At 61.9% G+C, this 25922-nt stretch carries 23 protein-coding genes; 12 read left to right on the top strand and 11 right to left on the bottom strand.

All coding sequences use genetic code 11. The annotated features are described in order from the left end of the window. Positions 1 to 18 precede the first annotated feature (18 nt). From accC to BN1123_RS15710, 5 genes are all read right to left on the bottom strand, one after another. Positions 19 to 1359, bottom strand: a complete 1341-nt coding sequence (gene accC / locus BN1123_RS15730) for an acetyl-CoA carboxylase biotin carboxylase subunit (RefSeq protein ID WP_042028140.1) — start codon at positions 1357 to 1359, stop codon at positions 19 to 21. 15 nt (positions 1360 to 1374) lie between these two features. Further along, entirely contained in the window at positions 1375 to 1830 is a 456-nt protein-coding gene (gene accB / locus BN1123_RS15725) for an acetyl-CoA carboxylase biotin carboxyl carrier protein (RefSeq protein ID WP_042028139.1), read from the bottom strand. A gap of 36 nt (positions 1831 to 1866) precedes the next feature. Continuing rightward, complete coding sequence (aroQ, locus tag BN1123_RS15720; RefSeq protein ID WP_026457432.1) at positions 1867 to 2316, bottom strand: type II 3-dehydroquinate dehydratase; 450 nt, start codon at positions 2314 to 2316, stop codon at positions 1867 to 1869. A gap of 287 nt (positions 2317 to 2603) precedes the next feature. Continuing rightward, the gene (acs, locus tag BN1123_RS15715) at positions 2604 to 4550 is read right to left on the bottom strand and encodes an acetate--CoA ligase (RefSeq protein WP_042028138.1); all 1947 of its coding nucleotides are present in this window, start codon (positions 4548 to 4550) and stop codon (positions 2604 to 2606) included. A 242-nt stretch (positions 4551 to 4792) separates the two neighbouring features. Further along, a complete protein-coding gene (locus BN1123_RS15710) occupies positions 4793 to 7237 on the bottom strand; it encodes a sensor domain-containing protein (RefSeq protein WP_082037554.1) in 2445 nt (814 codons plus the stop codon). Between the two features lie 262 nt (positions 7238 to 7499). Here BN1123_RS15710 and BN1123_RS15705 point away from each other — a divergent pair, with 262 nt between their 5' ends. Next, positions 7500 to 7769, top strand: a complete 270-nt coding sequence (locus BN1123_RS15705; protein ID WP_042028137.1) for a hypothetical protein — start codon at positions 7500 to 7502, stop codon at positions 7767 to 7769. Positions 7770 to 7773: 4 nt separating this feature from the next. Here the strand turns inward: BN1123_RS15705 and BN1123_RS15700 are convergent, their stop codons facing one another. The 4 genes from BN1123_RS15700 to torC all read right to left on the bottom strand — a co-directional run bounded on the left by BN1123_RS15700 (position 7774) and on the right by torC (position 12597). After that, complete coding sequence (locus BN1123_RS15700) at positions 7774 to 8142, bottom strand: hypothetical protein (RefSeq protein WP_042028136.1); 369 nt, start codon at positions 8140 to 8142, stop codon at positions 7774 to 7776. Between the two features lie 4 nt (positions 8143 to 8146). Continuing rightward, the gene (torD, locus tag BN1123_RS15695; protein ID WP_042028135.1) at positions 8147 to 8815 is read right to left on the bottom strand and encodes a molecular chaperone TorD; all 669 of its coding nucleotides are present in this window, start codon (positions 8813 to 8815) and stop codon (positions 8147 to 8149) included. A gap of 98 nt (positions 8816 to 8913) precedes the next feature. Then, positions 8914 to 11406, bottom strand: coding sequence for a trimethylamine-N-oxide reductase TorA (torA, locus tag BN1123_RS15690; protein WP_042028134.1), 2493 nt, complete (start codon positions 11404 to 11406; stop codon positions 8914 to 8916). 27 nt (positions 11407 to 11433) lie between these two features. After that, positions 11434 to 12597 carry a pentaheme c-type cytochrome TorC gene (gene torC / locus BN1123_RS15685; protein ID WP_042028133.1) on the bottom strand — a complete coding sequence of 388 codons (1164 nt, stop codon included), beginning with the start codon at positions 12595 to 12597 and terminating at the stop codon, positions 11434 to 11436. Between the two features lie 148 nt (positions 12598 to 12745). On the opposite strand from torC, the gene torR reads away from it, so the two are divergent. Beyond that, positions 12746 to 13459 carry a two-component system response regulator TorR gene (gene torR / locus BN1123_RS15680; protein ID WP_042028132.1) on the top strand — a complete coding sequence of 238 codons (714 nt, stop codon included), beginning with the start codon at positions 12746 to 12748 and terminating at the stop codon, positions 13457 to 13459. Between the two features lie 64 nt (positions 13460 to 13523). Here the strand turns inward: torR and BN1123_RS15675 are convergent, their stop codons facing one another. Together BN1123_RS15675 and torT are read right to left on the bottom strand one after the other, a co-directional pair. After that, positions 13524 to 13928 carry a GFA family protein gene (locus BN1123_RS15675; RefSeq protein WP_042028130.1) on the bottom strand — a complete coding sequence of 135 codons (405 nt, stop codon included), beginning with the start codon at positions 13926 to 13928 and terminating at the stop codon, positions 13524 to 13526. A 25-nt stretch (positions 13929 to 13953) separates the two neighbouring features. Continuing rightward, positions 13954 to 15006 (bottom strand): TMAO reductase system periplasmic protein TorT, encoded by a 1053-nt coding sequence (torT, locus tag BN1123_RS15670; RefSeq protein WP_042028128.1) that lies wholly within the window; start codon positions 15004 to 15006, stop codon positions 13954 to 13956. A 70-nt stretch (positions 15007 to 15076) separates the two neighbouring features. Between torT and torS the strand changes: the two genes are divergently transcribed. From torS to BN1123_RS15620, 10 genes are all read left to right on the top strand, one after another. Beyond that, a complete protein-coding gene (gene torS, locus BN1123_RS15665) occupies positions 15077 to 17917 on the top strand; it encodes a TMAO reductase system sensor histidine kinase/response regulator TorS (protein WP_042028127.1) in 2841 nt (946 codons plus the stop codon). A 164-nt stretch (positions 17918 to 18081) separates the two neighbouring features. Continuing rightward, positions 18082 to 19335: a serine hydroxymethyltransferase gene (gene glyA / locus BN1123_RS15660; RefSeq protein ID WP_042028125.1), complete on the top strand. Its 1254-nt coding sequence runs from the start codon at positions 18082 to 18084 to the stop codon at positions 19333 to 19335. A gap of 153 nt (positions 19336 to 19488) precedes the next feature. Next, a complete protein-coding gene (gene nrdR, locus BN1123_RS15655; protein WP_005298086.1) occupies positions 19489 to 19938 on the top strand; it encodes a transcriptional regulator NrdR in 450 nt (149 codons plus the stop codon). A gap of 57 nt (positions 19939 to 19995) precedes the next feature. Beyond that, on the top strand, positions 19996 to 21105 hold the full coding sequence (gene ribD, locus BN1123_RS15650) for a bifunctional diaminohydroxyphosphoribosylaminopyrimidine deaminase/5-amino-6-(5-phosphoribosylamino)uracil reductase RibD (RefSeq protein ID WP_042028123.1): 1110 nt from the start codon (positions 19996 to 19998) through the stop codon (positions 21103 to 21105). A 127-nt stretch (positions 21106 to 21232) separates the two neighbouring features. Further along, positions 21233 to 21886 (top strand): riboflavin synthase, encoded by a 654-nt coding sequence (locus BN1123_RS15645; protein WP_042028121.1) that lies wholly within the window; start codon positions 21233 to 21235, stop codon positions 21884 to 21886. Positions 21887 to 22018: 132 nt separating this feature from the next. Beyond that, the gene (gene ribBA / locus BN1123_RS15640) at positions 22019 to 23128 is read left to right on the top strand and encodes a bifunctional 3,4-dihydroxy-2-butanone-4-phosphate synthase/GTP cyclohydrolase II (RefSeq protein WP_042028120.1); all 1110 of its coding nucleotides are present in this window, start codon (positions 22019 to 22021) and stop codon (positions 23126 to 23128) included. A gap of 130 nt (positions 23129 to 23258) precedes the next feature. Further along, complete coding sequence (gene ribH, locus BN1123_RS15635; protein WP_026456817.1) at positions 23259 to 23729, top strand: 6,7-dimethyl-8-ribityllumazine synthase; 471 nt, start codon at positions 23259 to 23261, stop codon at positions 23727 to 23729. A 14-nt stretch (positions 23730 to 23743) separates the two neighbouring features. Next, positions 23744 to 24157, top strand: coding sequence for a transcription antitermination factor NusB (gene nusB, locus BN1123_RS15630; RefSeq protein ID WP_026456816.1), 414 nt, complete (start codon positions 23744 to 23746; stop codon positions 24155 to 24157). A gap of 201 nt (positions 24158 to 24358) precedes the next feature. After that, positions 24359 to 25318 (top strand): thiamine-phosphate kinase, encoded by a 960-nt coding sequence (thiL, locus tag BN1123_RS15625; RefSeq protein WP_042028119.1) that lies wholly within the window; start codon positions 24359 to 24361, stop codon positions 25316 to 25318. Then, positions 25315 to 25809 (top strand): phosphatidylglycerophosphatase A family protein, encoded by a 495-nt coding sequence (locus BN1123_RS15620; RefSeq protein WP_042028118.1) that lies wholly within the window; start codon positions 25315 to 25317, stop codon positions 25807 to 25809. The genes thiL and BN1123_RS15620 overlap by 4 nt, the downstream gene beginning before the upstream one ends. Positions 25810 to 25922 lie beyond the last annotated feature (113 nt).

Here is a 25922-nt window from a genome sequence, read left to right as displayed (position 1 = left end):
GATCTGCGGACGCGAATCTTACAGACCCAGCTTCTTGTGCAGGTAGTGGATGTTGGTTCCACCGTGCTGGAAGTTTTCGTCCTTCATGATCTCTTTTTGCAGCGGCACGTTGGTCTTGATCCCCTCGACCACCAGCTCGTCCAGCGCGTGGCGCATACGGGCGATGGCGATGTCACGATTCTCGCCGTAGCAGATCAGCTTGCCGATCATCGAATCGTAGTGGGGCGGTACCTTGTAGCCCGCATAGATGTGGGAATCCCAGCGTACGCCCAGGCCACCCGGCGCGTGGAAACGCTGCACCAGACCCGGCGAGGGCATGAAGGTGGCCGGATCCTCGGCATTGATCCGGCACTCGATGGCATGGCCACGGATGCGGATGTCCTGCTGGGTGATCGACAGGGGCTGGCCGGCGGCGATGCGCAGCTGCTCCTTGATGAGATCCACGCCGGTGACCATTTCGGTAACCGGGTGCTCAACCTGGATACGGGTGTTCATCTCGATGAAATAGAACTCGCCGTTTTCATACAGGAACTCGAAAGTACCCGCACCGCGGTAGCCGATCTCGATACAGGCGCGCACGCAGCGCTCGCCGATGAACTTGCGCATCTCGGAAGTGATGCCCGGTGCCGGGGCCTCTTCCACCACTTTCTGGTGGCGACGCTGCATGGAGCAGTCACGCTCGCCCAGATAGATGGCGTTGCCCTGGCCGTCAGCCAGCACCTGGATCTCGATGTGACGCGGGTTCTCCAGGTACTTCTCCATGTAGACCATGTCGTTTTTGAAGAACTGGCCCGCTTCGGATTTGGTCAGCGCAATGGCGGAAGCCAGCTCGGCCTCGTTGCGCACTACGCGCATGCCGCGACCACCACCGCCACCGGCGGCCTTGATGATCACCGGATAGCCGATGCGCTTGGCGATGGCGGCGTTGTGCTTGGCGTCGTTGTCGACCGGACCGTCGGAGCCCGGTACACAGGGGACGCCCGCCTTCTTCATCGCCTCGATGGCGGAGACCTTGTCACCCATCAGGCGGATGGTCTCGGCGCGCGGGCCGATGAAGATGAAGCCGGACTTTTCGACCACTTCGGCAAAATCGGCGTTCTCGGAGAGGAAGCCGTAACCCGGGTGGATGGCCACGGCACCGGTTACCTCTGCGGCGGCAATGATGGCCGGCACGTTGAGGTAGGAGTCGGTACTGGCCGGCTTGCCGATACAGATGGATTCGTCGGCCAGCAGCACATGCTTGAGCTCCCGGTCGGCGGTGGAGTGAACGGCCACTGTCTTGATCCCGAGCTCTTTGCAAGCGCGCAGGATCCGCAGGGCAATTTCACCGCGGTTGGCGATGACTACTTTGTCCAACATGGGTGGCGATTTCCCTTATTCGATGATGAACAGCGGCTCGTCGAATTCGACGGCCTGACCATTTTCAACCAGGATCGCTTTGATCACACCGGCCTTGTCAGATTCGATTTGGTTCATCATTTTCATGGCTTCGACGATGCACAGGGTATCGCCGACATTGACGTGCTGGCCCACTTCCACGAACGGCTTGGCTTCCGGGCTGGAGGAGCGGTAGAAGGAGCCGACCATGGGGGAGCGCATCAGGTGACCGCTCGGGGCGGCATCGGCGGCGGCCGGCGCAGCAGTCGGTGCAGCGGCAACAGGCGCAGCAACCGGAGCAGCTTGCGGCATGATCATCTGCGGGGCGGCAGTCACCTGACCGGAGAAGTTGCGGCTGATGCGAACGGATTCTTCACCTTCGGAGATCTCCAGTTCGGCGATGCCGGACTCTTCAACCAGTTCAATCAGCTTCTTGATTTTGCGGATATCCATTAGCATTCTCTTTCTTCTTTATCAGATAAGTGATTATCAAGCCGCGCGCAGGTGGTGCACGGCCGCGGTTAAAGCGAATTGATAGCCATCGGCTCCCAGCCCGCAGATGACGCCCTTGGCGACATCGGAGAGGTAGGAGTGATGACGGAAGGGCTCCCTGGCATGAACATTTGACAGGTGCACCTCGATAAAGGGGATGGCCACACCCAGCAGGGCATCGCGGATGGCGACACTGGTGTGGGTGAAGGCGGCCGGGTTGATGATGATAAAATCCACCTGGCCCATGGCCTGATGAATGCGGCCGACCAGCTCGTGTTCGGCGTTGGATTGCAGGTGTTCCAGGCTGACGCCGAGTTCACTGGCGCTGTGCGCCAGATCGGCGACGATCTCATCGAGCGTCTTGCTGCCGTAGATACCCGGCTCCCGTTTGCCCAGCAGATTCAGGTTTGGTCCGTTAAGCAGAAGGATTCGGTGATTTTGCGACATATTGAGTACATCCTCGATGATATTGCTGCTATCTGTCAGCTATCTTGCGGACTACCAGAAATCTAGCCATTTTCTGCGCAAATGGGTGTGCCCTGGCACACAGATTTCGCAATTATATTGATTTCGTGAAAATTAACAGCATTTTACTGGTCTAATCTCTACATCTGCCTATTTTTTGCTCGTTTATCTGCCCCGTCCACCATCTGCGCAGGGTGCCGATTCCGGCTCCGCAGAAACAACAAAGCCGACCCAGGGTCGGCTTTGTTCATCGGTAAAACGGGGCTCGATCAGGCGGCTTCCGACTTCTCGCGGATCAGCTTGTCTACCACACCCGGATCCGCCAGGGTGGAGATGTCTCCCAGGCTGTCGGTCTCGCCGGTGGCAATCTTGCGAAGGATGCGGCGCATGATCTTGCCGGAGCGGGTCTTGGGTAGCCCCTCGGCCCAGTGGATGACGTCCGGAGTGGCGATGGCGCCGATCTCTTTACGTACCCACTCCTTGACCTCTTTGTGCAGCTCGCGGCTCGGTTCTTCCCCGGCGATCAGGGTGACGTAGGCATAGATACCCTGACCCTTGATCTCGTGGGGCACGCCGACCACGGCCGCCTCGGCAATCTTGGGATGGGCCACCAGGGCCGATTCGATCTCGGCGGTACCCATGCGGTGGCCGGAGACGTTCAGTACATCATCCACCCGACCGGTGATCCAGTAGTAGCCGTCGGCGTCGCGACGAGCTCCGTCGCCGGTGAAGTAGCGACCCGGGAAGGTGGAGAAGTAGGTCTGCTCGAAGCGCTCGTGATCGCCAAACACGGTGCGCATCTGACCCGGCCAGGAGTCGGTGATCACCAGGTTGCCCTCGGTGGCCCCCTCCAGCGGTTCGCCCATGTTATCGACCAGCGCCGGTTGTACCCCGAAGAAGGGACGGGTGGCGGAGCCGGGTTTCAGGTCGGTGACGCCGGGAAGCGGAGTGATCAGGATGCCGCCGGTCTCGGTCTGCCACCAAGTGTCGACGATGGGGCAGCGCTCGTCGCCTATGGTGCGGTAGTACCACTCCCAGGCTTCCGGGTTGATGGGTTCACCCACGGATCCCATGATGCGCAGGCTCGAACGGGAAGTACCCTCGACTGCCTCGTTGCCCTTGGCCATCAGGGCGCGGATGGCGGTGGGGGCTGTGTAGAGGATGGTGACCTGATGCTTGTCCACCACCTGACTCATGCGGTTGCTGGCCGGGTAGTTGGGCACCCCTTCGAACATGATGGTGGTGGCGCCGTTGGCGAGCGGGCCATAGACCAGATAGGAGTGACCGGTGACCCAGCCCACGTCGGCGGTACACCAGTAGATGTCTTCTTCGTGGTAATCGAACACGTACTTGAAAGTGAGGGTGGCATAGACCAGGTAGCCGCCAGTGGTGTGCAACACCCCCTTGGGCTTGCCGGTGGAGCCGGAGGTGTAGAGGATGAACAGCGGATCTTCGGCGTTCATCGCTTCGGGCGGGCAGTCGCTGCTGACGGTGGCGGTGGCTTCGTGCCACCACACATCGCGATGGCTGTGCCAGGCGACATCGCCGCCGGTACGCTTGAGCACGATCACCTTGTTGACCTGGGTTTCCGGGTTGGTGAGCGCTTCGTCCACATTCTTCTTGAGCGGCACGGCACGCCCGCCACGCAGCCCCTCGTCGGCGGTGATGACGATGTGCGAACCCGAATCTATGATGCGACCGGCCAGCGCTTCCGGCGAGAAACCACCGAAGACGATGCTGTGCACGGCCCCGATGCGAGTACAGGCCAGCATGGCGATGGCCGCTTCCGGCACCATGGGCATGTAGAGGCAGACTACGTCACCCCTGCGCACCCCTTGTGCCTTGAGCACGTTGGCAAACTTGCACACTTCGCCGTGGAGCTCGCGATAGGTCAGCTTGCGATCCTCGGCCGGGTTGTCCCCTTCCCAGATGATGGCGACCTTGTCGCCTCGATCGCGCAGGTGGCGGTCCAGGCAGTTGGCCGAGACGTTGAGCTGGCCATCCTCGAACCACTTGATGGAGACGTGGCCCGGGTCGTAGGAGGTGTTCTTGACCTTGGTATAGGGCTTCATCCAGTCGAGGATTTTGCCCTGCTCGCCCCAGAAGGCGTCCGGGTTTTCAACGGAGGCCTGGTACATGGCCTCATAGCCTGCCTTGTCCAGCAGGGCACCGTTGCTGATATGGGATTTGACCGGGTAGACCTTGCTCTCGCTCATCTGTCACTCCTGTGAAAACATCCTTTTAATAATTGAGTAACAACTTATACCTTTGGCATGAGGGGGCAATTAGACTTTTGGATAGGCGGTGCTCCGCTCCCGTACACAGGGGATGACAGAGGGGAAAGTCTTTGCAGCGAAACGCCCATGGAGGGCGTTTTTTTATCCGATTGTCAGTTATGAGGTAGGAAAAATCGGCCCCCGGCATTTGCTGCACCGAGGGCCTGTTTCAATGGTGTGACCTAGGATTGGGGGGGCGGAGCCAGCCGGTGGCTCATATGCTCTACCTGTAGCGGCTTGCTGAACAGATAGCCCTGACCTTCACCGCAGTTGAGCGACTGCAAGAAGGCATACTGGGCCTGGGTCTCGATCCCTTCCGCCGTGACCTCCATATCCAGACTATCCGCCAGATTGATGATGGTGCGGCACAACTCACGGCTGTTCTTGTCATCGGGTAGCGCCTGGACGAAGGCGCGATCTATCTTGATGCGATCGATGGGCAGGCTTTTTAGCAGGCTCAGGGATGAGAAGCCGGTGCCAAAGTCGTCGATGGCGATCTGCACCCCGAGATTTTTCAGGCGGGTGAAGAGTTCAAGACTCTGATCGACCCGCTGAATGATGCTCTCGGTGACTTCGATTTCCAGCCGCTCTGGCGGGAATCCGGTCTCCTTCAGGATGGCGGCGACCCGCTCCACATAACCGGGGGAGCGCATCTCCCGTACCGATACATTGACCGAGAGGCGGGGCACGTCAAGACCTGCCGCCAGCCAGCTCTGTCCTTGGCGGCAAGCGCTGCGCATCACCCACTCCCCGATTTTTTCGATCAGCCCGCACTCTTCGGCTACCGGGATAAAGCGGGTCGGAGCGATCATCCCCTCATGGGGGTGTTGCCAGCGTATCAGGGCCTCCAGTCCACTCAGGTGGCCAGTGGTGAGGTCGGTCATGGGTTGGTAGAAGATGCAGAGTTGATCCTGCTCCAGCGCCTTGAGCAGCCCTTGCTCCATCTGCATTCTTTCCCGGGCACGGGCGGCCATGCTGGGGGTATAGAACTGGTAGCCGTTGCGCCCCTGGCTCTTGGCTTCGTACATGGCGCTGTCTGCTGCGCTGATCAGGCTCTCGGGCGTATCGGCATGGTCCGGGTAGAGGGCGATCCCGATACTGGCGGAGATGGCGACCTGCTCATGGGCCAGTTCTACAGGCTCACGCAGCACATCCAACAGGGTACTGGCCAGCATCTCCAGCTCTTCGGATTGATCCAGATAGGGGATTAACACCAGAAATTCGTCGCCACCGAGCCGGGTGGCGAGATCGTGTGCTTGCAGGCAGCCGTGGATCCGCTCGGCCAAGCGCTTGAGCAACTGATCGCCGACCCCGTGGCCCAGGCTGTCGTTGATCAGCTTGAAGCCGTCCAGGTCGATAAACAACAGCCCCAGTCGCTTTCGGTTGAGTTTGGCTGTCTTCAGCTCAAGGGTCAGCCGCTCCTGCAACAGATGGCGGTTGCCAAGCTCCGTCAGGGGATCGTGGTAGGCCAAATGGTTGAGCTCGGCCTCGACCTTGCGGATGGCGCTGATGTCGGAGAGGGCTATCACGAAGTGAGTGGTGTTGTTGAAACTGTCGTAGACGGCGCTGATCTGCTGCCAGGAGGAGAAGTAGCTGCCATCCTTGCGCAGGCACAGTCGCTCGCCATGCCAGGTATTGTTGCCCGGTTGCAACTGGTACCAGGGATAGTCGCGCGCACCGTGAGTTTGCGGATGCATGACCATATCCATAGTGTGCCCCATCACCTCGCCAGAGTCGTACTGGGTCAGCATGGTGAATGCCGGGTTGACCGAGATGATGCGGTGGTCGTGATCGAGAATGATGATCCCTTCGGCCGTGGTATCGAACACCACGTTGGCTTGGTGCAGCCGCTCCTCCTGGCGGCGGCGGGCGGTGGCATTGTGGATCACCCCCATCACACGGCGCCCGACGGATTCGGTGGCAGGGACGTGATCGGCATGGATGTCGACCCAGTGACGCTCATCGAGGTGGTTGATGTAACTCAAGGTGAGGTGGATTGGCTGATCCCCCAGCAGGGCGGTCTTGAGCTGGTTGCCGGATTCGGGCTCGAAACAGTCGACGAACGACTGCAGCCCCCCGAGGAAGCGGTTGTTTCGAGGGCCCAGCAGGGAGCCAATCTGCCCCTCAAACAGCAGACGGTCTTCTGTAACATGCCATTCCCAGACCCCGATCTGGGCCGCGCGCATCGCCAGTTGCAGCCGCTGCTCGGTTTCGTACTGCTCCGTGATGTCCCGCACGATGGCGAGGATCCCGTTAAGCTCCCCCCTTTCATTGCGCATCGGGCTGTAGGTGGCTTGCCAGCGTCGGTAGCTGCAGCCGTGAGCGGCGGTTTGACCCGAGATGGCGATATCCACATAGGGCACACCGCTGCGCATGATCTGCTGAAACATGGGCTCCAGGGTAGGGGCCAGCTGGGGCACCACCTCCCGCAATAACTTGCCATGGTGCTCCGCGATGCTCTTGCCGTTGATGTCGGCCAGTACCTGGTTGACCTTGCGATAACGAAATTCGCGATCGAATACGCCTATGCCCAGCGGCGCCGTATCCATCAGCTGTTCCAGAACGGTGTGATCAGACAGCTGGGTCAGGAGTGCCTCGGCATCGGCATTGAAAAGCTTCCCGTCCATGAAGACCTCGGCATTGACTGATTTGTTACTTAAGTGGATTTCAGTATGGCACGAACTCTCGGGTAGGGAGTCAGCTGGGGTTAGGTGATCGTTTTCAGAGGGCGGCAAAAACCTTGCTAAGACCAGGCAGCAAGGGCATCTACGGAGAGATCTGCCCTCTGATAAAGGAATTAATAGCGACCTTGCTCTTTCCTCGAGCATAAGATGCGGCAAAAATATGGAAAACAAGGCGTATGAGAGACGATAAAGAGGAGTTTGTTTGATGATTGGATTGATGTTGCTGGCCGCAGCCTGGCAGTTTGAGGCCCCCGCGTTCGAATCGGATTTTGCCGGCCAGGGCTATGTGGAACAGGGGGCTGGACTGGCGCCATCGGTGCGTGAACAGGTAGCCGATTCATTGAACCAGTCGCTGGTCGATGAGCCGTTCCCGCTCCAGTTCAAGAAAACTCCCCGCTATCAGGGCGACTCTCCGCTGACCCGCTATCTCAACGAACGGGATGACAGCTGGCAGCTGGAAATCGGCGGCCAGTAGGCCGTCACCCCTTCTCGCGGCCGAAGGCCTGAATGCCCCGCACGAAGACCAGCCAGCCGATCAGGTGGAAAGGCAGCGCCATGGCGTAGAGCAGCAACCAGTGGGCCTCGGTGCCGCTGCTATTGATGAAATCGATCCAGGAGGCCAGCAGGGCCAGCATGCCCGCTATCTGGAAGCGGCGGCGCAGCACCACCTCGACGCCCAGATTGGCAAGATAGAGCGTCAGCAGTATGCCGGCAAAGCCGGTGAGCTGGGCGGTGCCGTAGAGTTCTCTGTCCGGGTTGAACAGCAGCACGGCGAGGGGAGTAATGCCCTGATCCAGCGGGATCAGGGCCAGCAGCCAGCATGCGATCAGGAGCAGGGCTGTCTTCATCGGCTTAGCCGGCGCTTTGGGCCGGTTTGATCAGGCTCAGGTAGTTGGCATCCATCTTGAGGAATACCCCCAGCAGCCGGGCACTCGCTCCGTAGAAGCCGAATTCGTCGGCAGCGCGACAGGCGCTCTCGAACTGCTCGAACCACCCCAGCAGGTGATGGTGCAGCAGCGCTTCCTGCTCCTTGAGCCACTCCTCGCGCTGAGCGGCGGTGGTCGCCTCGGCGGCGCGGATGATGAGGTTGCCCATCAGATCCAGCTCGATGGCCAGGTGATCGGCGGGCTCCTTGTACTTCTCGCTGATGTTGATGCCGAGGCGATCGAGGCGAGCCTGCATCTCGGCCATGGGGGCCTGCATCAACAGCTTGCCATCACCGCGGTAGAGCGACTCATAGGGCAGGGCTCCCTGCTTGGGATCGACCAGAAACAGGCCAGCGAAGTCGGCAGCGAGTTCCAGCTGGCGATCGGGACGTACCAGCAGGCGGGCGATGGCATCGTTCAGTTCGGCCACTGCCTCGCGCATGGGGTCGAGGGTTGAGAGGCTCTTCAAGAAGCTGCGCACGTCGTAGGTGTCGTATTCAGCGATCTGTGCATCACTGAGTTCGGCAGCGAACAGGGTGGAGAACCACCAGTAAAGCTCGGCCCTGCGTTCGCTGGTAGCCATAAATTCCTGCATTTTTCCTCCGTGGATGACAATCGGGAGCCATAGAGGCTCCCGATTCTAACGACTTTAAAAATAAAGGAAACTCAAGGGGGAACTTTCGTCCCCCTGGTTCACAGTGCCGGGAACATGGGATCGATACCCTTGGCGGATTCCGGTGCCCCGAAGGCGGTGACGGCTGGCGCCTGCCCTTGGAACTTCTCGATCTCCACCAGCGCGGTGTGGGCCGTGGTGGCCTGCGCCAGGCTGGAGGAGCCGATGTCCGCGGTCAGCACGTTGGGATCGCCATAGGTACAGAGAGTCCCCACCTTGCCGCCTTCCTGCGGGCCGTACCAGGCACCTTCCTGGATGCGCACCACGCCGGGGGCGTAGTCTTCGCTCACCACCAGACCGGCCAGAACCTGACCGCGGCCGTTGAAGACCCGCACCAGATCCCCGTCCTTGAGCCCGCGCGCCTTGGCGTCCTGCGGGTTCATATAGACAGGCTCGCGACCCTGTACCGTGTAGGTGGCACGGTAGTTGTCGGAGGAGCAGAGCTGGCTGTGCAGGCGCTTGTCCGGGTGACAGGATTGCAGGTGCAGCGGGAACTGCTTGCTGCCATGGCCGCCGTGGGAGCGCTCGTAAGGCTCGATCCAGACCGGGTGGCCCGGGCAATCCGCGTAACCGTAGTCGGCGATGGTCTTGGAGTAGATCTCGATGAGACCGGACGGGGTGCCTAGCGGCTCCAAATCCGGTTCCTGACGGAACGACTCGTGACGCACCCAGGGCTTGCCCGCCGGGAAGGTGACGAAGCCTTCACCGTGCCAGAACTGGCTGAAGCGGGGCAGGCGGATGCCGATGCCGCGGCCCTGCAGGCGGGCATCGTCATAGATGCTCTGGATCCACTCCAGCTTGGTCTTGCCACCGGTGAACTCTGCCTCGCGATCGAAGCGACGGCACAGATCGGCGAAGATGTCGTAGTCGTCGCGCGCCTCGAACAGCGGCTCGACCACCTTGTGCATGGCCAGGATGCCGGCGTTGGAGTGGGAACCCCACTGCTCGATGTCATCCCGCTCATAGGTGGTGGTGGCCGGCAGCACGATATCGGCGAAGCGGCAGCTGGCGGTCCACTGGTGATCCACGCTCACCACGGTTTCCAGCTTGCGCCAGGCGGCGATCATCTTGTTGCGATCCTGCTGGTGGTGGAACGGGTTGTTGCCGCAGAACACCGCCATTTTCATCTCCGGGTAGGTGATGGTCTGACCGTTGAAGGCGATGGTCTTGCCCGGGTTCAGGATGCAGTCGACGAAACGGGCCACCGGGATGAACTTGGAGTAGCCCTTCCAGTCGCCGTTGTGCAGCGGCTTGACCCCGGGAATGACGGAGCTGAAGCCGGACATGATGGGACCGGTAGAAGTGATGGTACCGGCGCCGTTGTAGTGCCAGCCAAAACCGTAGCCGCCGCCCGGCAGGCCAATTTGGCCCAGCATGGAGGCCAGTACCACCAGCATCCAGGCGTACTGTTCGCCGTGGTGCATGCGCTGCACGCACCAGCCGCCGATGAGCTGGGTGCGGCCGCTGGCCATGGTGCGCGCCAGCTCGCGAATGGTCTCGGCAGGCACGCCACAGATGGCGGAGGCCCACTCGGCATCCTTCACCTGGCCATCCTTGGTGCCCAGCAGATAGGGCAGGAACTTGTCAAAGCCGGTGGTGTAGTTCTTGAGGAAGTCCTCGTTGTGACGCTTTTCGCTGTAGAGGGTATGGGCGATACCCAGCATCAGGGGCACGTCGGTCTGCGGGTTCAGGGTAACCTGATCGCAATTGAGGTACTTCTGGGTTTTGGACTTGACCGGGTCGACGCTGATGACCCTGATCTCGCCCTTGGCCACTTTCTCTTTCAGCTGTGCCCAGTATTCGTAGACGCTGTGATCCGGCACCAGCCAGCCCACCTGCAGGTTCTTGATGGGATCGGAACCCCAGATGACGATGGTCTTGCTGTGCTCCAGCACCAGGGGCCAGGAAGTCTGCTGCTCGTACACCTCCATGGCGCCCGCCACGTGGGGCAGGATCACCTGGGCGGCGCCGGTGGAGTAGTCACCGGCCTTGGCCAGATAGGTACCGTGCAGGTTCATGGCGCGGCCCAGCATGGCGCCGGCGGAGTGCAGCTTGCCGACCGACTGCCAGCCTGAGTGACCGGCGTAGAGGGCGCTCGGGCCATAGGTCTTCTGCACCCGCTCCAGCTCGTGATAGAAGAAGTCCAGCGCTTGGGACCAGGTTACCCGCACGAAGCGGTTCTGGCCGCGCTCGCTGGTGTCGGACTGGTGGCCCTTGCGCAGCCAGTCCAGACGCACCATGGGGTAGCGGATGCGGGAGGGGTTGTAGACCACTTCACTCAGGGCCTTGAGCATCTCGGTCGGATGCTTGTCATGCTCGAACGGCAGGGTCTCGACCCAGCGGCCGTTGACCACACGGGCGCGGAAGGCGCCCCAGTGGGAGCCGGACTGCACCAGTTTTTCGCCGGACTCGGCGGCCATCACGGCGCGACCGAGCAGGGAGGGACCGATCAGGGCGCTGGCACCGCTGGCCAGCAAGCCACCCAGAAAACCACGACGGGAAATATTGATCATCTTGTTATTCCTCTTTCGAATCCGGAATTAGTGGCTGCCCTGACCACCGGTATCGGCGGCATGGTTTTGCAGGTACTTGAGCAGGGTGCGCTCCTCTTCCTTGCTCAGGCGGTAGTAGGCGGACATGGCCTTGAGACCCGAGATCCAGCCGTTGGCGGTGAAGTGAGCCGGATCCGGCGCCGCGTGGCAGGAGTTGCAGGTGGACTTGTACATCTCGCCGGCATAATCCCAGATCGGTTTGAGGGAGGATTCGAGGCCCTTGCCATCGACCCAGGCCTGAACCTGCACCTGTTCCCACTTGATATGGGTGGCGCTGTCAGTTTCCTGTTTCAGGATCTTCTCGTTTGCCTTGAGCTCGTCACGGATGGTGGCCACGAAGACTCGCTTGCCCATGTACTCGCTCAGCACGCGGCCCTTGCCTTCGGTTTCGCGCCAGCCTTCGATGGTCACCTTGAGGCGATCGCCGCTGCGGGCCACGACTTCGATGCGGGAAGCGGGCAGCAGCTTGCCGACCGGATCGGTGCTCTCTTCGCTTTCGTAGAGATCCTTCTCACCCAAGGTGTAGAGGGTCTCGGCAGCCGGTGCCTGCTGGGCTTCGCTTGCCAGGGTGGCGTAGGTGGCACGGAAGCCGCCCGCCATGTTCGGCAGTTCGTGAGCGATGCCCTTGTGGCATTCGATGCAGTTCATGTTCTTCGCTGCGGCCTCGGTCATCGCCTTGGCGGCGGCAGGAGACTGCTTGGCGTGGTCCATGTTGTCGTAGCTGTGGCAGGACTTGCAGGTCTTGGAGTTCTGGCTGCTCATGCGCGCCCAGACCTTCTCGGCCAGGTGCAGACGCCTGTCTTCAAACTTCTCCTGGGTGTCGATGCTGTGACCGATGTACTGCTGATAGAGGTCGTTGGCCGCCTCCATCTTGCGGGCTACCTTGCCGACGAAGTCCTTCGGCTGGTGGCAGTCGGTACAGACGGCCTGGACGCCGGAGGCGTTCTTGAAGTGAATGGACTCCTTGTACTCGGGGTAGACGGTGTCCTTCATGGTATGGCAGGAGATACAGAACTCGAGGGTACTGGTCTTCTCGAAGCCGTAGTGCAAGCCAACGGTACCGGCCAGGGTGACCCCGACGCCGGCCAGAACCAGCGCCAGCACCGACCAGCGACGGCTGGGTGTGCGCAGGAAATGCCACAGTTTTTTCATAATGGTCTCTCACATCACTTTTTTGATGGAGGCCATGATAGGGAGGCGTTGTGAACAGGGCTGCCGTCGGAAATTAATGAAATAGGGGTATTTATGACAAAATATGAATAGAATAACCCTCCCTTGTTGAACGCCGCGGACCTTGCCCATGAGCCACCACATTCTGGTTGTTGAAGATGATGCCGTTACCCGCGAGAAGCTGACCGGCTATTTCGAACGGGAAGGCTATCGGGTGACCGCAGTCGAAAACGGCCAGGAGATGCGGGCCGTGCTGGCAGAGCAGGAGGTGGCCCTGGTGATGCTGGACATCAACCTGCCGGGGGAGGATGGCTTGCTGCTGACCCGTGAACTGCGCGCCCGCAGCACAGTGGGGATCATCCTGGTGACCGGTCGCAGCGATGCGGTGGACAGGATCGTTGGCCTCGAAATGGGAGCCGACGACTATGTCACCAAACCATTCGAGCTCAGGGAATTGCTGGTGCGGGTCAAGAACCTGCTATGGCGCATCTCCCTGGTCGCGGCAACGCCGTGCGAGCCGGCCCCGGCCGACGATGCGGTGCGCTTCGGCCCCTGGCGCTTCGATATTCCCCGTCGCCAGCTCAGCAAGGACGGGGTGCCGGTGCGCCTGACCAAGGCGGAGTACGAGGTGCTGGTGGCCTTTATCGCCAATGCCGGGCGGGTGCTGAGTCGGGAGCGGATCCTGGCCCTCACCAGCCACCGCGGCGATGGCCCGAGCGATCGCACCATAGACGTGCTGATCCGGCGGCTGCGGGGCAAGATGGAGCAGGATCCCAGGGATCCCCAGCTGTTTGTCACCGTACACGGGGAAGGCTACCTGTTCGCCGGCGAGATAGCCTCTTAAAAGCAAGGGCGCCATATCAGGGCCTGGTGCTTTTCCTCGCGCAGGCCGCTATATCAAGAGGGGCTCAGGCCGGTGGCCGGGTGTCGAACTGCGGGCAGTCGTCGCCTATCTCGTGCCAGGGCGCCTTGGAGCCGACGAAGATGTGAAAGGCGGGGCGCTGGCTCGGCGTTTCGTCCAGCACGCCCAATCTCAAATTGATCTTGCCGCTGCTGCGTTTCTGACTGAACAGGCTGGAGCCGCAGTGGCGGCAGAAGGCGAGGGTTGTCTCGTCCGATTTCTGATAGCGGCTGATGGCTTCAGCCCCCTTCGCGATGGTTACCTTGTCGCCATCCAGCCCGCCGACGGAGGCGTAATCCGCCCCTGAAAACTTGCGGCACTCAGAGCAATGGCAGTTGCCCATGTAGTCGAATTGATCCGGCAGGGTCAGGGCGACGGCGCCGCACAGGCAGCTTGCATGCAATGTTCTCATCTCTTCTTCCTTGAGTTTGGTGGCGTTACTTGCCGCTGGCGTCGGTGCCGACCCGGTAGACGGGGCGAAAGGCGCCATCAGACAAGGAGTTGCCCGGGTCGGCCAGAGGGGCCTCCAGGGTCAGGATGGGGGGGCCCATCACTCGCGGGCACTGGCGTTCGCCAGCATCGGGCTTTTGCAACAGGCAGACCGCCTGGGCCACCGCAAGGCGTCCCTGCAGGCGCATCTGATCGCTGTTGGCGGCCAGGATCTTGCCCCGGCGCAGGCCGCGCTGGACCCCGTGGCTGAAGTAGGTGCTCAGTACTTTGGGACGATCGAGCTGGCGCTGCGCCAGCTCGTTGACCGCCACTTCGGCGGCGATGGCGCCCCCCACCAGATAGTCGAGGTCAGGATGGCGAGCCAGGGTCTGCTGCACCAGGGTACGTTGGATCTCGCGGCTGTTGTCACCGCGCGCCGTGGTCACCAGCCTGATGGCGCTTCCCTTGATGCCGTCGGCAAAACCCGGCTCGACGAAGTTGTTGCCGCCGCTCGCCTGCGGGCCGGGGAAGAGGGCCACCGAGACCGGCGGGCTGCCGGCAGGGTGGCGCTGTGCCAGCCAGTGGCCAATCTGCCAGCCCATCTGGTACCAGGAGACCCCCACCTTGGCCCGCACCAGCCCGGCGGGCAGATCATTGACCAGGCCGAATACCGGCAGCGGGCTGGCGGTGATCGCCTCGTTCAGGCCGTCGTAGCTCACCGCGCCGAGCAGGATGGCGTCGCTCCCCTCGCTCACGCACTGCTGCAACTGCTGGCGCTGCTCGGTGATGGCGCCGTAACCGCCCGCCTCATGAATGCGCAGTTTCACGCCGAGCCGCTTTGCCTCCTCCACCATGCCCTGATTGACCGACAGCCAGTAGGCGTCGCGCAGATGGGGATAGAGGGCGCACAGGGTCAGGGGGCGAGCAAGGGGGGCTGGCGCTGGCCAGTCGAGGCTGATCGGTTTGCCGCTGAAGGTGCCGCCGGGCCAGTGATCTACCTCGAAGGCGAGAACGGAGGCCGGGAGCAAGATGAGCAACAGGGAGAGATAGACGCTTCGCATGGCCAGGGGTTTTGTTAAAGTGTGGAGCCATATTATCCGGTCAAAGTCGACCACAACCAAGGTACTTCCCGTGAGAATCTTTTCCGGCCTGGGCGGCAAGCTGTTGCTGGCCTTCTCCCTGATGGCGCTGTTGACCCTGAGCGCCTCCCTGCTGGGGTGGATCGGGCTCACTCATCTGCGTCAGCTGGAGCAGGGGGTACAGCAGACCCTGGCGGATCAGGAGCTGGCCCGCACCCTGGCGCGGCTGAGCGGCGAGATCCAGAGCTCCTCCCACCTGCTGGCCTCCGCGACCAGCGAAGGGGAGCGGGAGCATCAGGGGCGGCTGCTCACCCTGCAGGGGCAGCAGATGCAGCGCGTGCTGGAGCAACTGGGCCATGGGGGTGGCAAGCAGACGCCCGATGAGTTGCACCAGCTCAGCCAGACCATCATCGGCAACCTGGGCCAGCAGGGCTGGCTGGTAGGGGAGCGGCTCACGTTAATGGCTGAAGGTAGTGCCCTGCGATCCCGCCTGGTGGCGGCCGCCGGTCAGGTGGCGGAGCTGGCCCGCAGCCAGATGGAGAACGCTGAAACCGTGATGGTGGCGGGGCTTGGCTCCCTCTATTCACTGCAAGGGCGGTCTGCAGATCGGGCTATCGATCGGCTGCTGGAGCAGGATCTCGACTGGCTGGAGCAGATGACGGAGTTGCGCCATCGCACCCTGATGCAGCAGCAGCGCATCGAGGAGATCTGGCGCAGCGAGCAGCAGGAGGGGCTGCAAACCCTGCTGCAGGACGTGCGCCGTGAGCTGGCCATCCTGCGGCTGCGTTCCGGGGCTGTGACTGACCCCGCGCGCCGCCAGGCGGTGGAGCAGGCGCTGACTGTGCTGGAGCAGAGCGATCGGCTGGTGCAGCTGCGCAGCGACTGGCTCGGCAAGGGGGAGGCGCTGCGCGTGTTGGCCGCCGCCAACGAGGCCCTGATGGAGAGTCTCAACCGTCAGGTCGGTAGCCTGGTGAACAAGGCCCGTGACTCCCTGGGGGAGAGCCAGCAGGCCCTGAGTGCCCGGTTGCAACTGCTGGAACAGGCCCTAATGGTGATCGGCCTATTCACCCTGGTGCTGCTCATCCTGCTGATGTGGCGCATGGTTTATGGCCGCATCGTCTGGCCGCTGCAGCATGCGGTGGAGGGAATGAGTCGCCTGGCCAAGGGGGATCTGACGCCGTTGACGCCGGTCGGGGAAGCGGGGCGCGACGAGCTGGCGGAGCTTGCGCGAGCACTGCAGGTGTTTCGTGACAATGCCATCGAACTTGGCCGCTACCAGCGGGAGCTGGAGTCGCGGGTCGAGGAGCGCACGGAGCAGCTCAGCCATGCCAATGCGCGCCTCAACGAAGAGGTGGAGAAGCAGCGGCTGGCCCGCGCCGAGGCGGAGCAGGCCAACCGTGCCAAGTCGGTGTTCCTCGCCACCATGAGCCACGAAATCCGCACCCCCATGAACGGCATCCTCGGTGGCCTCACCCTGCTGGAGGACACCCATCTCAGCGAGACCCAGCAGCGCTATCTGGCCGCCATCGAGCACAGCGGCGAATCCCTGCTGGAGATCCTCAACGACATCCTCGACTACTCCAAGATAGAGGCGGGCCATGTGGAGGCGCGCCGCGAGCCCTTCCCCCTCCATCAGCTCGCCGATGAGCTTATTGCCTTGTTCAGACCGAGGGCCGAGGGAAAAGGGGTGGCGCTGGCGCTGGAGTATGCCCCCTCGCTCCCCCCCGTGGTGGAGGGGGATGTGGGCAAGCTACGCCAGGTGCTCGCGAACCTTCTGGGCAATGCGGTCAAGTTTACCGGCGAGGGGCGCATCACCCTGGTGGTGGCCCCTCTGGCTTGTGCGGGCCCCTGTGCCGAGCCTTGCATCCGCTTCGTGGTGAAAGACACGGGCCCCGGCATTCCGGTTGGGGAGCAGGAGGCGGTGTTCGAGGCCTTCCGCCAGCGCAAGCGGGACATGGGCCATCAGGGGGGCACTGGGCTCGGGCTTGCCATCAGCCGCCGGCTGGTGGCGGCCATGGGCGGAGAGCTCAATCTCTCCAGCGAACCGGGTCAGGGCTGTGAATTCAGCTTCAGCCTGCCACTGCAGCGCTCGGCTGCCCGGTTGCCGACGAGCTCACAGCCGGTGCGCCTCGGCCAGCCGCGGGAGATCCTGCTGGTGGAGGACAACGAGATCAACCGGCTGGTAGCCGAGGGCATGCTGGCACGCCTCGGCCACCGGGTTACTCTGGCCGAAGACGGGCGCACCGCGCTGGCGCGGGTGACCGAGCGCCCCTTCGAGCTGGCCCTGCTCGATATCAATCTGCCGGACATGGATGGCATGACGTTGCGCGAGGATCTGGTGGCCATCAGCGAGGAGGAGCATGGCTGCGGCCTGCCTGCCATCGCCATCTCGGCTCAGATGTACCCGGAGGATATCCGCCACTGTCTCGCCGCCGGGTTTGCCGATTTCGTCGGCAAGCCGGTGCGACTGGCGGCCCTGGCCAGCGCCATCGAACGCCAGTTTCAGGAAGAGGGCGAGCCTGCCGCACCACTGTCTGTAGAGCAGAGTTTGCCACCCGTCCCGGCTGAGCCGACGCGGATCGCCAACCCGGTGCTGGAAGCTGACCTGCACCTGCTGGGCGGGCCGCGCATCCGCCAGCTGGCCGAGTTGTTCGCCAGCCAGGGGGGCGAGCTGGTCGCCAGGCTGGAGCAAAGCGATGACGAAGAGCAGAGGCGATCTCTGGCCCACAAGCTCAAGGGGAGCGCCTTGGCCCTGGGGCTCGGAGAATTTGCCGATTACTGCGCCGCGCTGGAGGCAGGAGAGGGGGATCCTGGCACATTGAGGGGGCGTTTCGAGGCGGCGCAGCAAGCGTTGGAAGCGTGGCTTTCACACCATGTTCCCCCGGCATCCTGATCGAGGAAGGGGGCCTTCAGATCTGAAGACGTGATCGCACTCGTTTTTTACAACATAAATTCAACATTTTTTTGGGTGGTTGGACTGTCTCTTTGATCCAGCTCACGTTACAATGCGCTGCCCCACTTCACCTAACGCGCAAACGATTTTCAGGAGAGAAACGGATGTTGAAACGTGACATGACCATCGCCAATTATGATCCGCAATTGTGGCAGGCCATCACAGACGAGACCCGTCGTCAGGAAGAGCATATCGAGCTGATTGCGTCTGAGAACTACACCAGCCCCCGCGTCATGGAAGCCCAGGGCTCCCAGCTGACCAACAAGTACGCCGAAGGCTACCCGGCCAAGCGCTACTACGGTGGTTGCGAGTATGTGGATGTGGTCGAAACCCTGGCCATCGAGCGCGCCAAAGAGCTGTTCGGTGCCACCTACGCCAACGTGCAGCCGCACTCCGGCTCCCAGGCCAACAGCGCCGTCTACATGGCCCTGCTGCAGCCGGGCGATACAGTGCTGGGCATGAACCTGGCCCACGGCGGTCACCTGACCCACGGCTCCCCGGTCAACTTCTCCGGCAAGCTGTACAACATCATTCCCTACGGCATCGACGAGTCCGGCAAGATCGATTACGACGAGATGGAGCGTCTGGCCGTTGAGCACAAGCCGAAGATGATGATCGGTGGCTTTTCCGCTTACTCCGGCATCGTCGACTGGGCCCGCATGCGCGAGATCGCCGACAAGATCGGTGCCTACCTGTTCGTCGACATGGCTCACGTGGCCGGTCTGATTGCCGCCGGCGTTTACCCGAACCCGGTGCCCCATGCTCACGTGGTCACCTCCACCACCCACAAGACCCTGGCCGGTCCCCGCGGTGGTCTGATCCTCTCCGCCGCTGACGACGAAGATCTGTACAAGAAGCTCAACTCCGCCGTCTTCCCGGGTGGTCAGGGTGGCCCGCTGATGCACGTCATCGCCGGCAAGGCTGTTGCCTTCAAAGAGGCGCTGGAGCCCGAGTTCAAGACCTATCAGGCCCAGGTTGTCAAAAACGCCAAGGCGATGGCGGCTACCTTCATCGAGCGCGGTTACAAGATCGTCTCCGGCGGCACCGACAACCACCTCATGCTGGTTGACTTGATCGGCCGTGAGCTGACCGGTAAGGATGCCGACGCAGCGCTGGGCAAGGCCAACATCACCGTCAACAAGAACTCGGTGCCGAACGATCCGCGTTCCCCGTTCGTCACCTCCGGTGTGCGTATTGGTACCCCGGCCATCACCCGCCGCGGTTTCAAGGAAGCCGAGTCCATCCAGCTGACCAACTGGATCTGCGACGTGCTGGACAACCACGACAACGACGAAGTGCTGGCCAACACCCGCGAGAAGGTGCTGGACATCTGCCGCCGTTTCCCGGTTTATGCATAATCCGCCTGACTTTCAGGTTGAAGAGCAATGCCACCCTCGGGTGGCATTGTTTTTTCTGGGCTTTTACCGGTTTTGGATGGCCGTGTTACACTGAGCGGCCTAGTGCCTGGCCCCGTGGGGCAGGAGCCCGTTTCTGTTAACGCCGGAGGTCCGATGCATTGCCCTTTCTGTAGTGCCGTTGATACCAAGGTGATCGATTCCCGTCTGGTGGCCGAAGGCCATCAGGTGCGCCGCCGTCGTGAGTGTCTGCTCTGCCACGAGCGTTTCACCACCTTCGAGATGGCCGAGCTGGTGATGCCACGGGTCATCAAGAGCAACGGCTCGCGCGAGCCGTTCAACGAGGACAAGCTGCGTGCCGGCATTCTGCGGGCGCTGGAGAAGCGCCCGGTGAGCATGGAGGCCATCGAAAAGGCGGTCAACCATATCAAGTCCCGCCTGCGCGCCACCGGCGAGCGTGAAGTCGCCTCCGAGCTGGTAGGCAATCTGGTGATGGACGAACTCAAGGGGCTCGACAAGGTGGCCTATATCCGTTTCGCCTCCGTCTATCGCAGCTTTGAAGATATTCGCGAGTTTGGCGAAGAGATTGCCAAGCTGGAGAAGTAAGCCTGCGTCAGGCTTTGTATGAATGACCCTCTTTTCTCGCCTGTAACGGGAGCCCAGATGTTTAGTCAAGACGATTACCGATGGATGAGTCGGGCCCTCGAACTGGCCCGTCGTGGCCGCTACACCACGGCGCCCAACCCCTGTGTCGGCGCCGTGCTGGTGAAGGCCGGCGAAGTGGTGGGGGAGGGCTGGCACCAGCGTGCCGGTGAACCCCATGCCGAGGTCTATGCCCTGCACGCCGCGGGTGAAAAGGCCCGCGGCGCCACCGCCTACGTGACCCTGGAACCTTGCTCCCACCATGGTCGTACCCCGCCCTGCGCCGAGGCGCTGATCAAGGCCGGCGTGAGCCGGGTGGTGGCTGCCATGGTGGATCCCAACCCTCAGGTGGCCGGTCGCGGCTTGCGGATGCTCTCCGAGGCGGGGATCAAGGCTGATTTCGGCCTGCTGGCTGCCGAGGCCGAGGCGCTCAACCCGGGCTTTTTCAAGCGGATGCGCACCGCGTTTCCACTGGTGACGGTCAAGCTTGGCGCCAGTCTTGATGGCCGCACCGCCATGGCGAGCGGCGAGAGCCAGTGGATCACCTCCCCCGATGCGCGCCGCGACGTGCAGCGGTTGCGGGCCCGCCACGATGCGGTGCTCTCCAGCGCCGAAACCGTGCTGGCTGATGGCGCCTCCCTGACTGTGCGCTGGGATGAGCTGCCCTCCTCGGTCAAGGCCGCCTATCCCAAGGAGACCCTGCGCCAGCCGCTGCGGGTCATCGTCGATTCACAAAACCGGCTGACCCCCGACCTGCCCCTGTTCCAGAGCGAGAGTCCTGTGCTGCTGGCCCGCCACCAGGCCGGCGGAGAGTGGCCTGCGTGGGTGCAACAACTGGAGCTGCCGCTGCACGAGGGAAGGCTGGACCTTGTCAGCCTCTTCATGCAGTTGGCCAAGCAGAACGTCAATTCGGTACTGGTGGAAGCGGGGCCGCGGCTGTGCGGCGCCCTGCTGGACAAGGGGCTGGTGGATGAGCTGGTGCTCTATCAGGCACCCAAGCTGATGGGTGATGAGGGGCGCGGCCTGTTCCATCTGCCCGGGCTCACCCGTCTGTTCCAGGCGCCCAAGCTCAATATCAAGGATGTACGGCTGGTGGGGCAGGATATTCGCATCACGGCCAGGATTGCCTGACGAGCCGGCTGCTTCCACGGTTAGTCGTGTGAGGGAGCGCAAGCCACTCGTACCATGGCTAAAGATAACCTGAACTTTTCATTTTCAGCGGGGCCGGGCCGGCCCCGTCATCAGCAAGGTGATCTGCATGTTTACCGGAATTATCGAAGCGGTGGGAACCCTGGCCAGCCTGCGCCGCCAGGGCGAAGACATGGCCCTCACCGTACACGCGCCGACCCTGGATTTTGGCGACGTGAAACTGGGGGATTCCATCGCGACCAACGGCGTTTGCCTCACTGTGGTAGCGCTGGGTGACAAGAGCTATACCGCCGACGTATCGCTGGAGACCCTGTCGCGCACCGGCTTTGCCGAGGCGAAGGTGGGCGATAGAGTCAACCTCGAGAAGGCCTTGATGCCTACCTCCCGGTTGGGCGGTCATTTGGTCTCCGGCCATGTAGATGGGGTAGGGGAAGTGAAAAGCGTCTCCAGCAGCGGTCGCGCCATCGAGTACTGGATCAAGGCGCCAGGGTCGCTCTCTCGCTACATCGCCGAGAAGGGATCCATCGCGGTGGACGGCATCAGCCTCACGGTCAATGCGGTGCAGGGGGATCTGTTTCGCCTGACCATAGTGCCCCACACCGCCCAAGAGACCACCATAGCCCAGTGGAAACCGGGCCGGCGCGTTAACCTCGAGGTGGATCAGATTGCCCGCTATCTGGAGCGGCTGATGATGGGCAAGAGCCAGGAGAGCACGGCCTCTAACCTGACGCTGGAGAAGCTGGCCAAGGCTGGTTTTCTCTGAGGCGAAGCAAAACGCCGTTCTGTGATCCCGCTCCGATTGAAATGGGCCAGGGAGCCCCAATCTAGAGCCACATAAACCCAGGTCGAGTTGAGCCCGCAGGCTCAATCCCCACGCACATTGATGGAGTAGCCCATGGCGCTGAGCACAACCCAGGAAATCATTGCCGATATCAAGGCTGGCAAGATGGTGATCCTGATGGACGACGAAGACAGGGAGAACGAAGGGGACCTCATCATGGCCGCCTCCTGTGTCCGCCCGGAAGACATCAACTTCATGGCCCGCTACGGCCGTGGCCTCATCTGCCTGACCCTGACCCGGGATCGCTGCAAGCAGCTGGCGCTGCCGCTGATGGTCGATCGCAACAACGCCCAGTTCTCTACCGCCTTCACCGTGACCATCGAAGCGGCCGAAGGGGTCACTACCGGCATCTCCGCCGCCGATCGCGCCGTGACCGTACAGGCTGCCGTGGCGCCGGACGCCAAAGCCTCCGATCTGGTGCAGCCGGGCCACATCTTCCCGCTGATGGCGCAGGATGGCGGTGTGCTGACCCGCGCCGGCCACACCGAGGCGGGTTGTGACCTGGCTCGTCTGGCCGGTTACGAGGCGGCCTCCGTCATCGTCGAGATCCTCAACGAGGATGGCACCATGGCGCGCCGACCGGACCTCGAGATCTTCGCCGAGCAGCACGGCATCAAGCTTGGCACCATTGCGGATCTTATCGAGTACCGCAATCAGCACGAGACCACGGTCGAGAAGGTGGCCGAGTGCAAGCTGCCCACCGAATATGGCGAGTTCGATCTCCTCACCTTCCGCGACACCATCGACAACCAGGTTCACTTTGCCCTGAAGAAAGGCGAGGTGCAGGCGGATCAGCCGACCCTGGTGCGGGTCCATCTGCACGACGTGCTGAGCGATCTGTTGCTGACCGACCGTCATGCTGCGCGTAGCTGGCCGCTGCCCAAGTCCATGGCCCGCATTGCCGACGAGGGCGGAGTGCTGGTGATCCTGGGGGCGGAAGCCCATGGCGCCGAGCTGCTGGCCCGGGTCAAGGGGTTCGAGGCTGCCGACAAGGGGCTGGCACCGGAAGGGGCCAAGTGGCAAGGCACCTCGCGCCGGGTCGGCGTCGGCTCCCAGATCCTCAAGGCGCTGGGGGTGGGCAAGATGCGCCTGCTGAGTTCACCGAAGAAGTACCATGCCCTCGGCGGCTTTGGTCTGGAAGTGGTGGAATACGTCGGCGAATAAGCGGCTCATTTCGCTTAAATCACTATCATGGCCGCCTGTTGCGGCCATGGTTTTTGTCGTGGGTCTGTTGTGCTAGAATGTGCGCACTTTTGACTCCGGCCCTTTTGATTGCACAGATACAGGATTTCCAATGAAGGTTATCGAAGGAAATATTGCCGCTCCAGCAGCGCGCGTTGCGATTGTCGTTGCCCGCTTCAACAGCTTCATCAACGACAGCCTGGTGAGTGGCGCAGTGGACGTACTGAAGCGTCAAGGCCAGGTACAGGACAGCAACCTGACCCTGGTGAAAGTGCCGGGTGCGGTTGAAATGCCACTGGTCATCAAGAAACTGGCCAAGAGTGGTCAATACGACGCCATCGTGGCGGTCGGCACCGTCATCCGTGGCGGCACCTACCACTTCGATCTGGTCGCCAACGAGAACAGCAAGGGCATGGCCCAGGTAATGATGGAATATGAAATTCCGGTTGCCTTCGGCGTACTGACCACTGAAAACATTGAACAAGCCATCGAGCGTGCAGGTACCAAGGCGGGTAACAAGGGTGCAGAGGCTGCACTGGCAGCGCTCGAAATGATCAACGTCCTGAAAGAACTGGACGTGTAACGAGGAGAAATGCATTGAAACCGTCCGAGCGCCGTAAAGCCCGCCATTGCGCCACCCAGGCCATCTACCAGTGGCAGATGACCAAGGCCAATGTGGGTGACATCGAAGAACAGTTCAAGATCGATCAGGACACCAAGGGTGTGGACCTGAACTATTTCCGCGATCTGCTGTTCGGGGTATCGCTCCACTGCAACGAGCTGGACAAGGTGTTTGCACCTTTCCTCTCCCGTCCGCTGGAAGAAGTGGACATGGTGGACAAGGCGATCCTGCGTCTGGCGACCTATGAGCTGACCCGTCGTGATGATGTGCCGCCGCGCGTGGTGATCAACGAAGCGATCGAGCTGGCCAAAGCCTTTGCTGCCGATGACAGCCACAAGTTTGTCAACGGTGTACTGGACAAGGTGATCAAGTCGCTGAACAAGCGCTGATCCTGACGTTCATCAGCATTCAATGCTGATAGAGGCTCTGTCGCGAGAAGTCGTCAGCAAGGTGAAGAGCAGCGCAGGGGCCGGAATGTATAGAAATACATGAGGAGCCCGGGCAGCGGATGAACCTTGATCACGATTTCGCAGCAAGAGCAGCAACAGCATCTAATAGAGGAGCCAGCTTAACTGCTGGCTTTTTACTGTATGGGTGAATTTGAGCTGATTGATAAGTACTTCAAGGTTCCCCACGCCCGCAAGGACGTGGTGATGGGCCCCGGAGACGACTGTGCCCTGCTGACCCTGCCTCCCGATACCCAACTGGCGGTGAGCACGGATACCCTGGTGAGCGGCGTGCACTTCTTTCCCGACATGGATCCAGTGGATCTCGGCTACAAGGCGCTGGCGGTCAACCTGTCCGACCTCGCCGCCATGGGGGCCGAGCCGCGCTGGGTCTCCCTGGCCCTGACCCTGCCCGCCATCAACGAGTCCTGGGTGGCCGGCTTTGCCGAAGGCTTCCTCGAGCTTGCCGAGTACTATAACGTGGCCCTGGTGGGCGGTGACATGACCCGTGGCCCCCTTTCCATCACCATCTCGGTGAAAGGCTCGGTGCCGGCCGGACGTGCCCTGATGCGCAGCGGCGCCAGGGCCGGCGATGGCATCTATGTCACCGGCACCCTGGGGGACGCCGCCCTGGCGCTCTCCCACCTGCTCGGCAAGCGTACTCTCAACGAGAACCAGCTGGCGGCCGTGCTGCCGAGGCTCGATCACCCCCATCCCCGCATCCTGGCCGGTCAGGCCCTGCGCGGGCTGGCGGGCAGTGCGCTGGATCTCTCCGACGGGCTGGCCTCGGATCTTGGCCACATCCTCAAGGCATCCGGCGTGCGGGCCCAGATCGATCTGGATCTGCTGCCCCTCTCGCCGGTGCTGCAGGATGCGGTGAGCGAGCAGGAGGCGTGGCAACTGGCCCTGGCCGGTGGCGACGACTACGAGCTCTGCTTCACCGTGCCGGAAGAACACCGCGGTGCCCTGGATACGGCGCTGGCTCACAGTGGCGTCAAGTTTACCCGCATTGGTCGCATCGTGGCCGGTGATCCCGGGATCGACTATCTGCGCGGCGAGCAGCCGGTCGAGCTGGCGCTGAAAGGATGGGATCACTTCGCATGAGTTTGTTCAGAATAAAGCCCGAGCTGAAACGGCTGAACCTGAAGAACCCGCTCCATTTTTTGGCGGTGGGCTTTGGCTCCGGTCTCTCCCCCAAGGCGCCGGGCACCATGGGAACCCTGGCCGCAATCCCGCTCTACCTGCTGGTGAGTGGTCTGGCTACCCCCTGGTTTATCGCCCTGTTGCTGGTGGGCTTTGTGGCGGGAATTCGCATCTGCCAGAGCGCCACCGATGCCATCGGCATGCCGGATCATGGCGCCATCGTTTGGGACGAGGTAATAGGCTTTGGTGTCACCATGATAGCGGCGCCGGCTGGTTGGGAATGGGTTGTGGCCGGCTTAGTGCTGTTCCGCCTGTTCGACGTGCTCAAACCCTGGCCCATCTCCTGGTTTGACCGTCGCATCCACGGCGGGCTTGGCATCATGCTCGACGATCTCATCGCCGGATTGTTCGCCCTGTTTTGTATGCAATTGCTGGCCTTCTGGCTCGGCTGAGCAACCCCTTCAGGGGAGGACGGCTCTGCTCCTCCCCGATTTATATCTGCTTAATTTTCATTCGTCGGCATATGCTGCCAGTAAAAATCCATTTCACATAAATATTCACTACT

This window comes from Aeromonas enteropelogenes (genome assembly GCF_000819845.1).
GTDB classification, from domain to species: Bacteria; Pseudomonadota; Gammaproteobacteria; order Enterobacterales; family Aeromonadaceae; genus Aeromonas; species Aeromonas enteropelogenes.
The sequence above is the reverse complement of the archived record's forward strand: the minus strand, read 5'-3'. Positions and strand labels throughout refer to the sequence as shown.

Bases quoted from the DNA above. Each gene is read 5' to 3' on its own strand.
- BN1123_RS15675 (WP_042028130.1), bottom strand. From the start codon at position 13,928: ATGAGAACATTGCATGCAAGCTGCCTGTGCGGCGCCGTCGCCCTGACC.
- glyA (WP_042028125.1), top strand. From the start codon at position 18,082: ATGTTGAAACGTGACATGACCATCGCCAATTATGATCCGCAATTGTGG.
- BN1123_RS15710 (WP_082037554.1), bottom strand. From the start codon at position 7,237: ATGGACGGGAAGCTTTTCAATGCCGATGCCGAGGCACTCCTGACCCAG.
- torD (WP_042028135.1), bottom strand. From the start codon at position 8,815: ATGCAGGAATTTATGGCTACCAGCGAACGCAGGGCCGAGCTTTACTGG.
- torC (WP_042028133.1), bottom strand. From the start codon at position 12,597: ATGAAAAAACTGTGGCATTTCCTGCGCACACCCAGCCGTCGCTGGTCG.
- BN1123_RS15620 (WP_042028118.1), top strand. From the start codon at position 25,315: ATGAGTTTGTTCAGAATAAAGCCCGAGCTGAAACGGCTGAACCTGAAG.
- nrdR (WP_005298086.1), top strand. From the start codon at position 19,489: ATGCATTGCCCTTTCTGTAGTGCCGTTGATACCAAGGTGATCGATTCC.
- BN1123_RS15700 (WP_042028136.1), bottom strand. From the start codon at position 8,142: ATGAAGACAGCCCTGCTCCTGATCGCATGCTGGCTGCTGGCCCTGATC.
- torA (WP_042028134.1), bottom strand. From the start codon at position 11,406: ATGATCAATATTTCCCGTCGTGGTTTTCTGGGTGGCTTGCTGGCCAGC.
- BN1123_RS15645 (WP_042028121.1), top strand. From the start codon at position 21,233: ATGTTTACCGGAATTATCGAAGCGGTGGGAACCCTGGCCAGCCTGCGC.
- accC (WP_042028140.1), bottom strand. From the start codon at position 1,359: ATGTTGGACAAAGTAGTCATCGCCAACCGCGGTGAAATTGCCCTGCGG.
- ribBA (WP_042028120.1), top strand. From the start codon at position 22,019: ATGGCGCTGAGCACAACCCAGGAAATCATTGCCGATATCAAGGCTGGC.
- torR (WP_042028132.1), top strand. From the start codon at position 12,746: ATGAGCCACCACATTCTGGTTGTTGAAGATGATGCCGTTACCCGCGAG.
- accB (WP_042028139.1), bottom strand. From the start codon at position 1,830: ATGGATATCCGCAAAATCAAGAAGCTGATTGAACTGGTTGAAGAGTCC.
- BN1123_RS15705 (WP_042028137.1), top strand. From the start codon at position 7,500: ATGATTGGATTGATGTTGCTGGCCGCAGCCTGGCAGTTTGAGGCCCCC.
- ribH (WP_026456817.1), top strand. From the start codon at position 23,259: ATGAAGGTTATCGAAGGAAATATTGCCGCTCCAGCAGCGCGCGTTGCG.
- ribD (WP_042028123.1), top strand. From the start codon at position 19,996: ATGTTTAGTCAAGACGATTACCGATGGATGAGTCGGGCCCTCGAACTG.
- torT (WP_042028128.1), bottom strand. From the start codon at position 15,006: ATGCGAAGCGTCTATCTCTCCCTGTTGCTCATCTTGCTCCCGGCCTCC.
- thiL (WP_042028119.1), top strand. From the start codon at position 24,359: ATGGGTGAATTTGAGCTGATTGATAAGTACTTCAAGGTTCCCCACGCC.
- aroQ (WP_026457432.1), bottom strand. From the start codon at position 2,316: ATGTCGCAAAATCACCGAATCCTTCTGCTTAACGGACCAAACCTGAAT.
- acs (WP_042028138.1), bottom strand. From the start codon at position 4,550: ATGAGCGAGAGCAAGGTCTACCCGGTCAAATCCCATATCAGCAACGGT.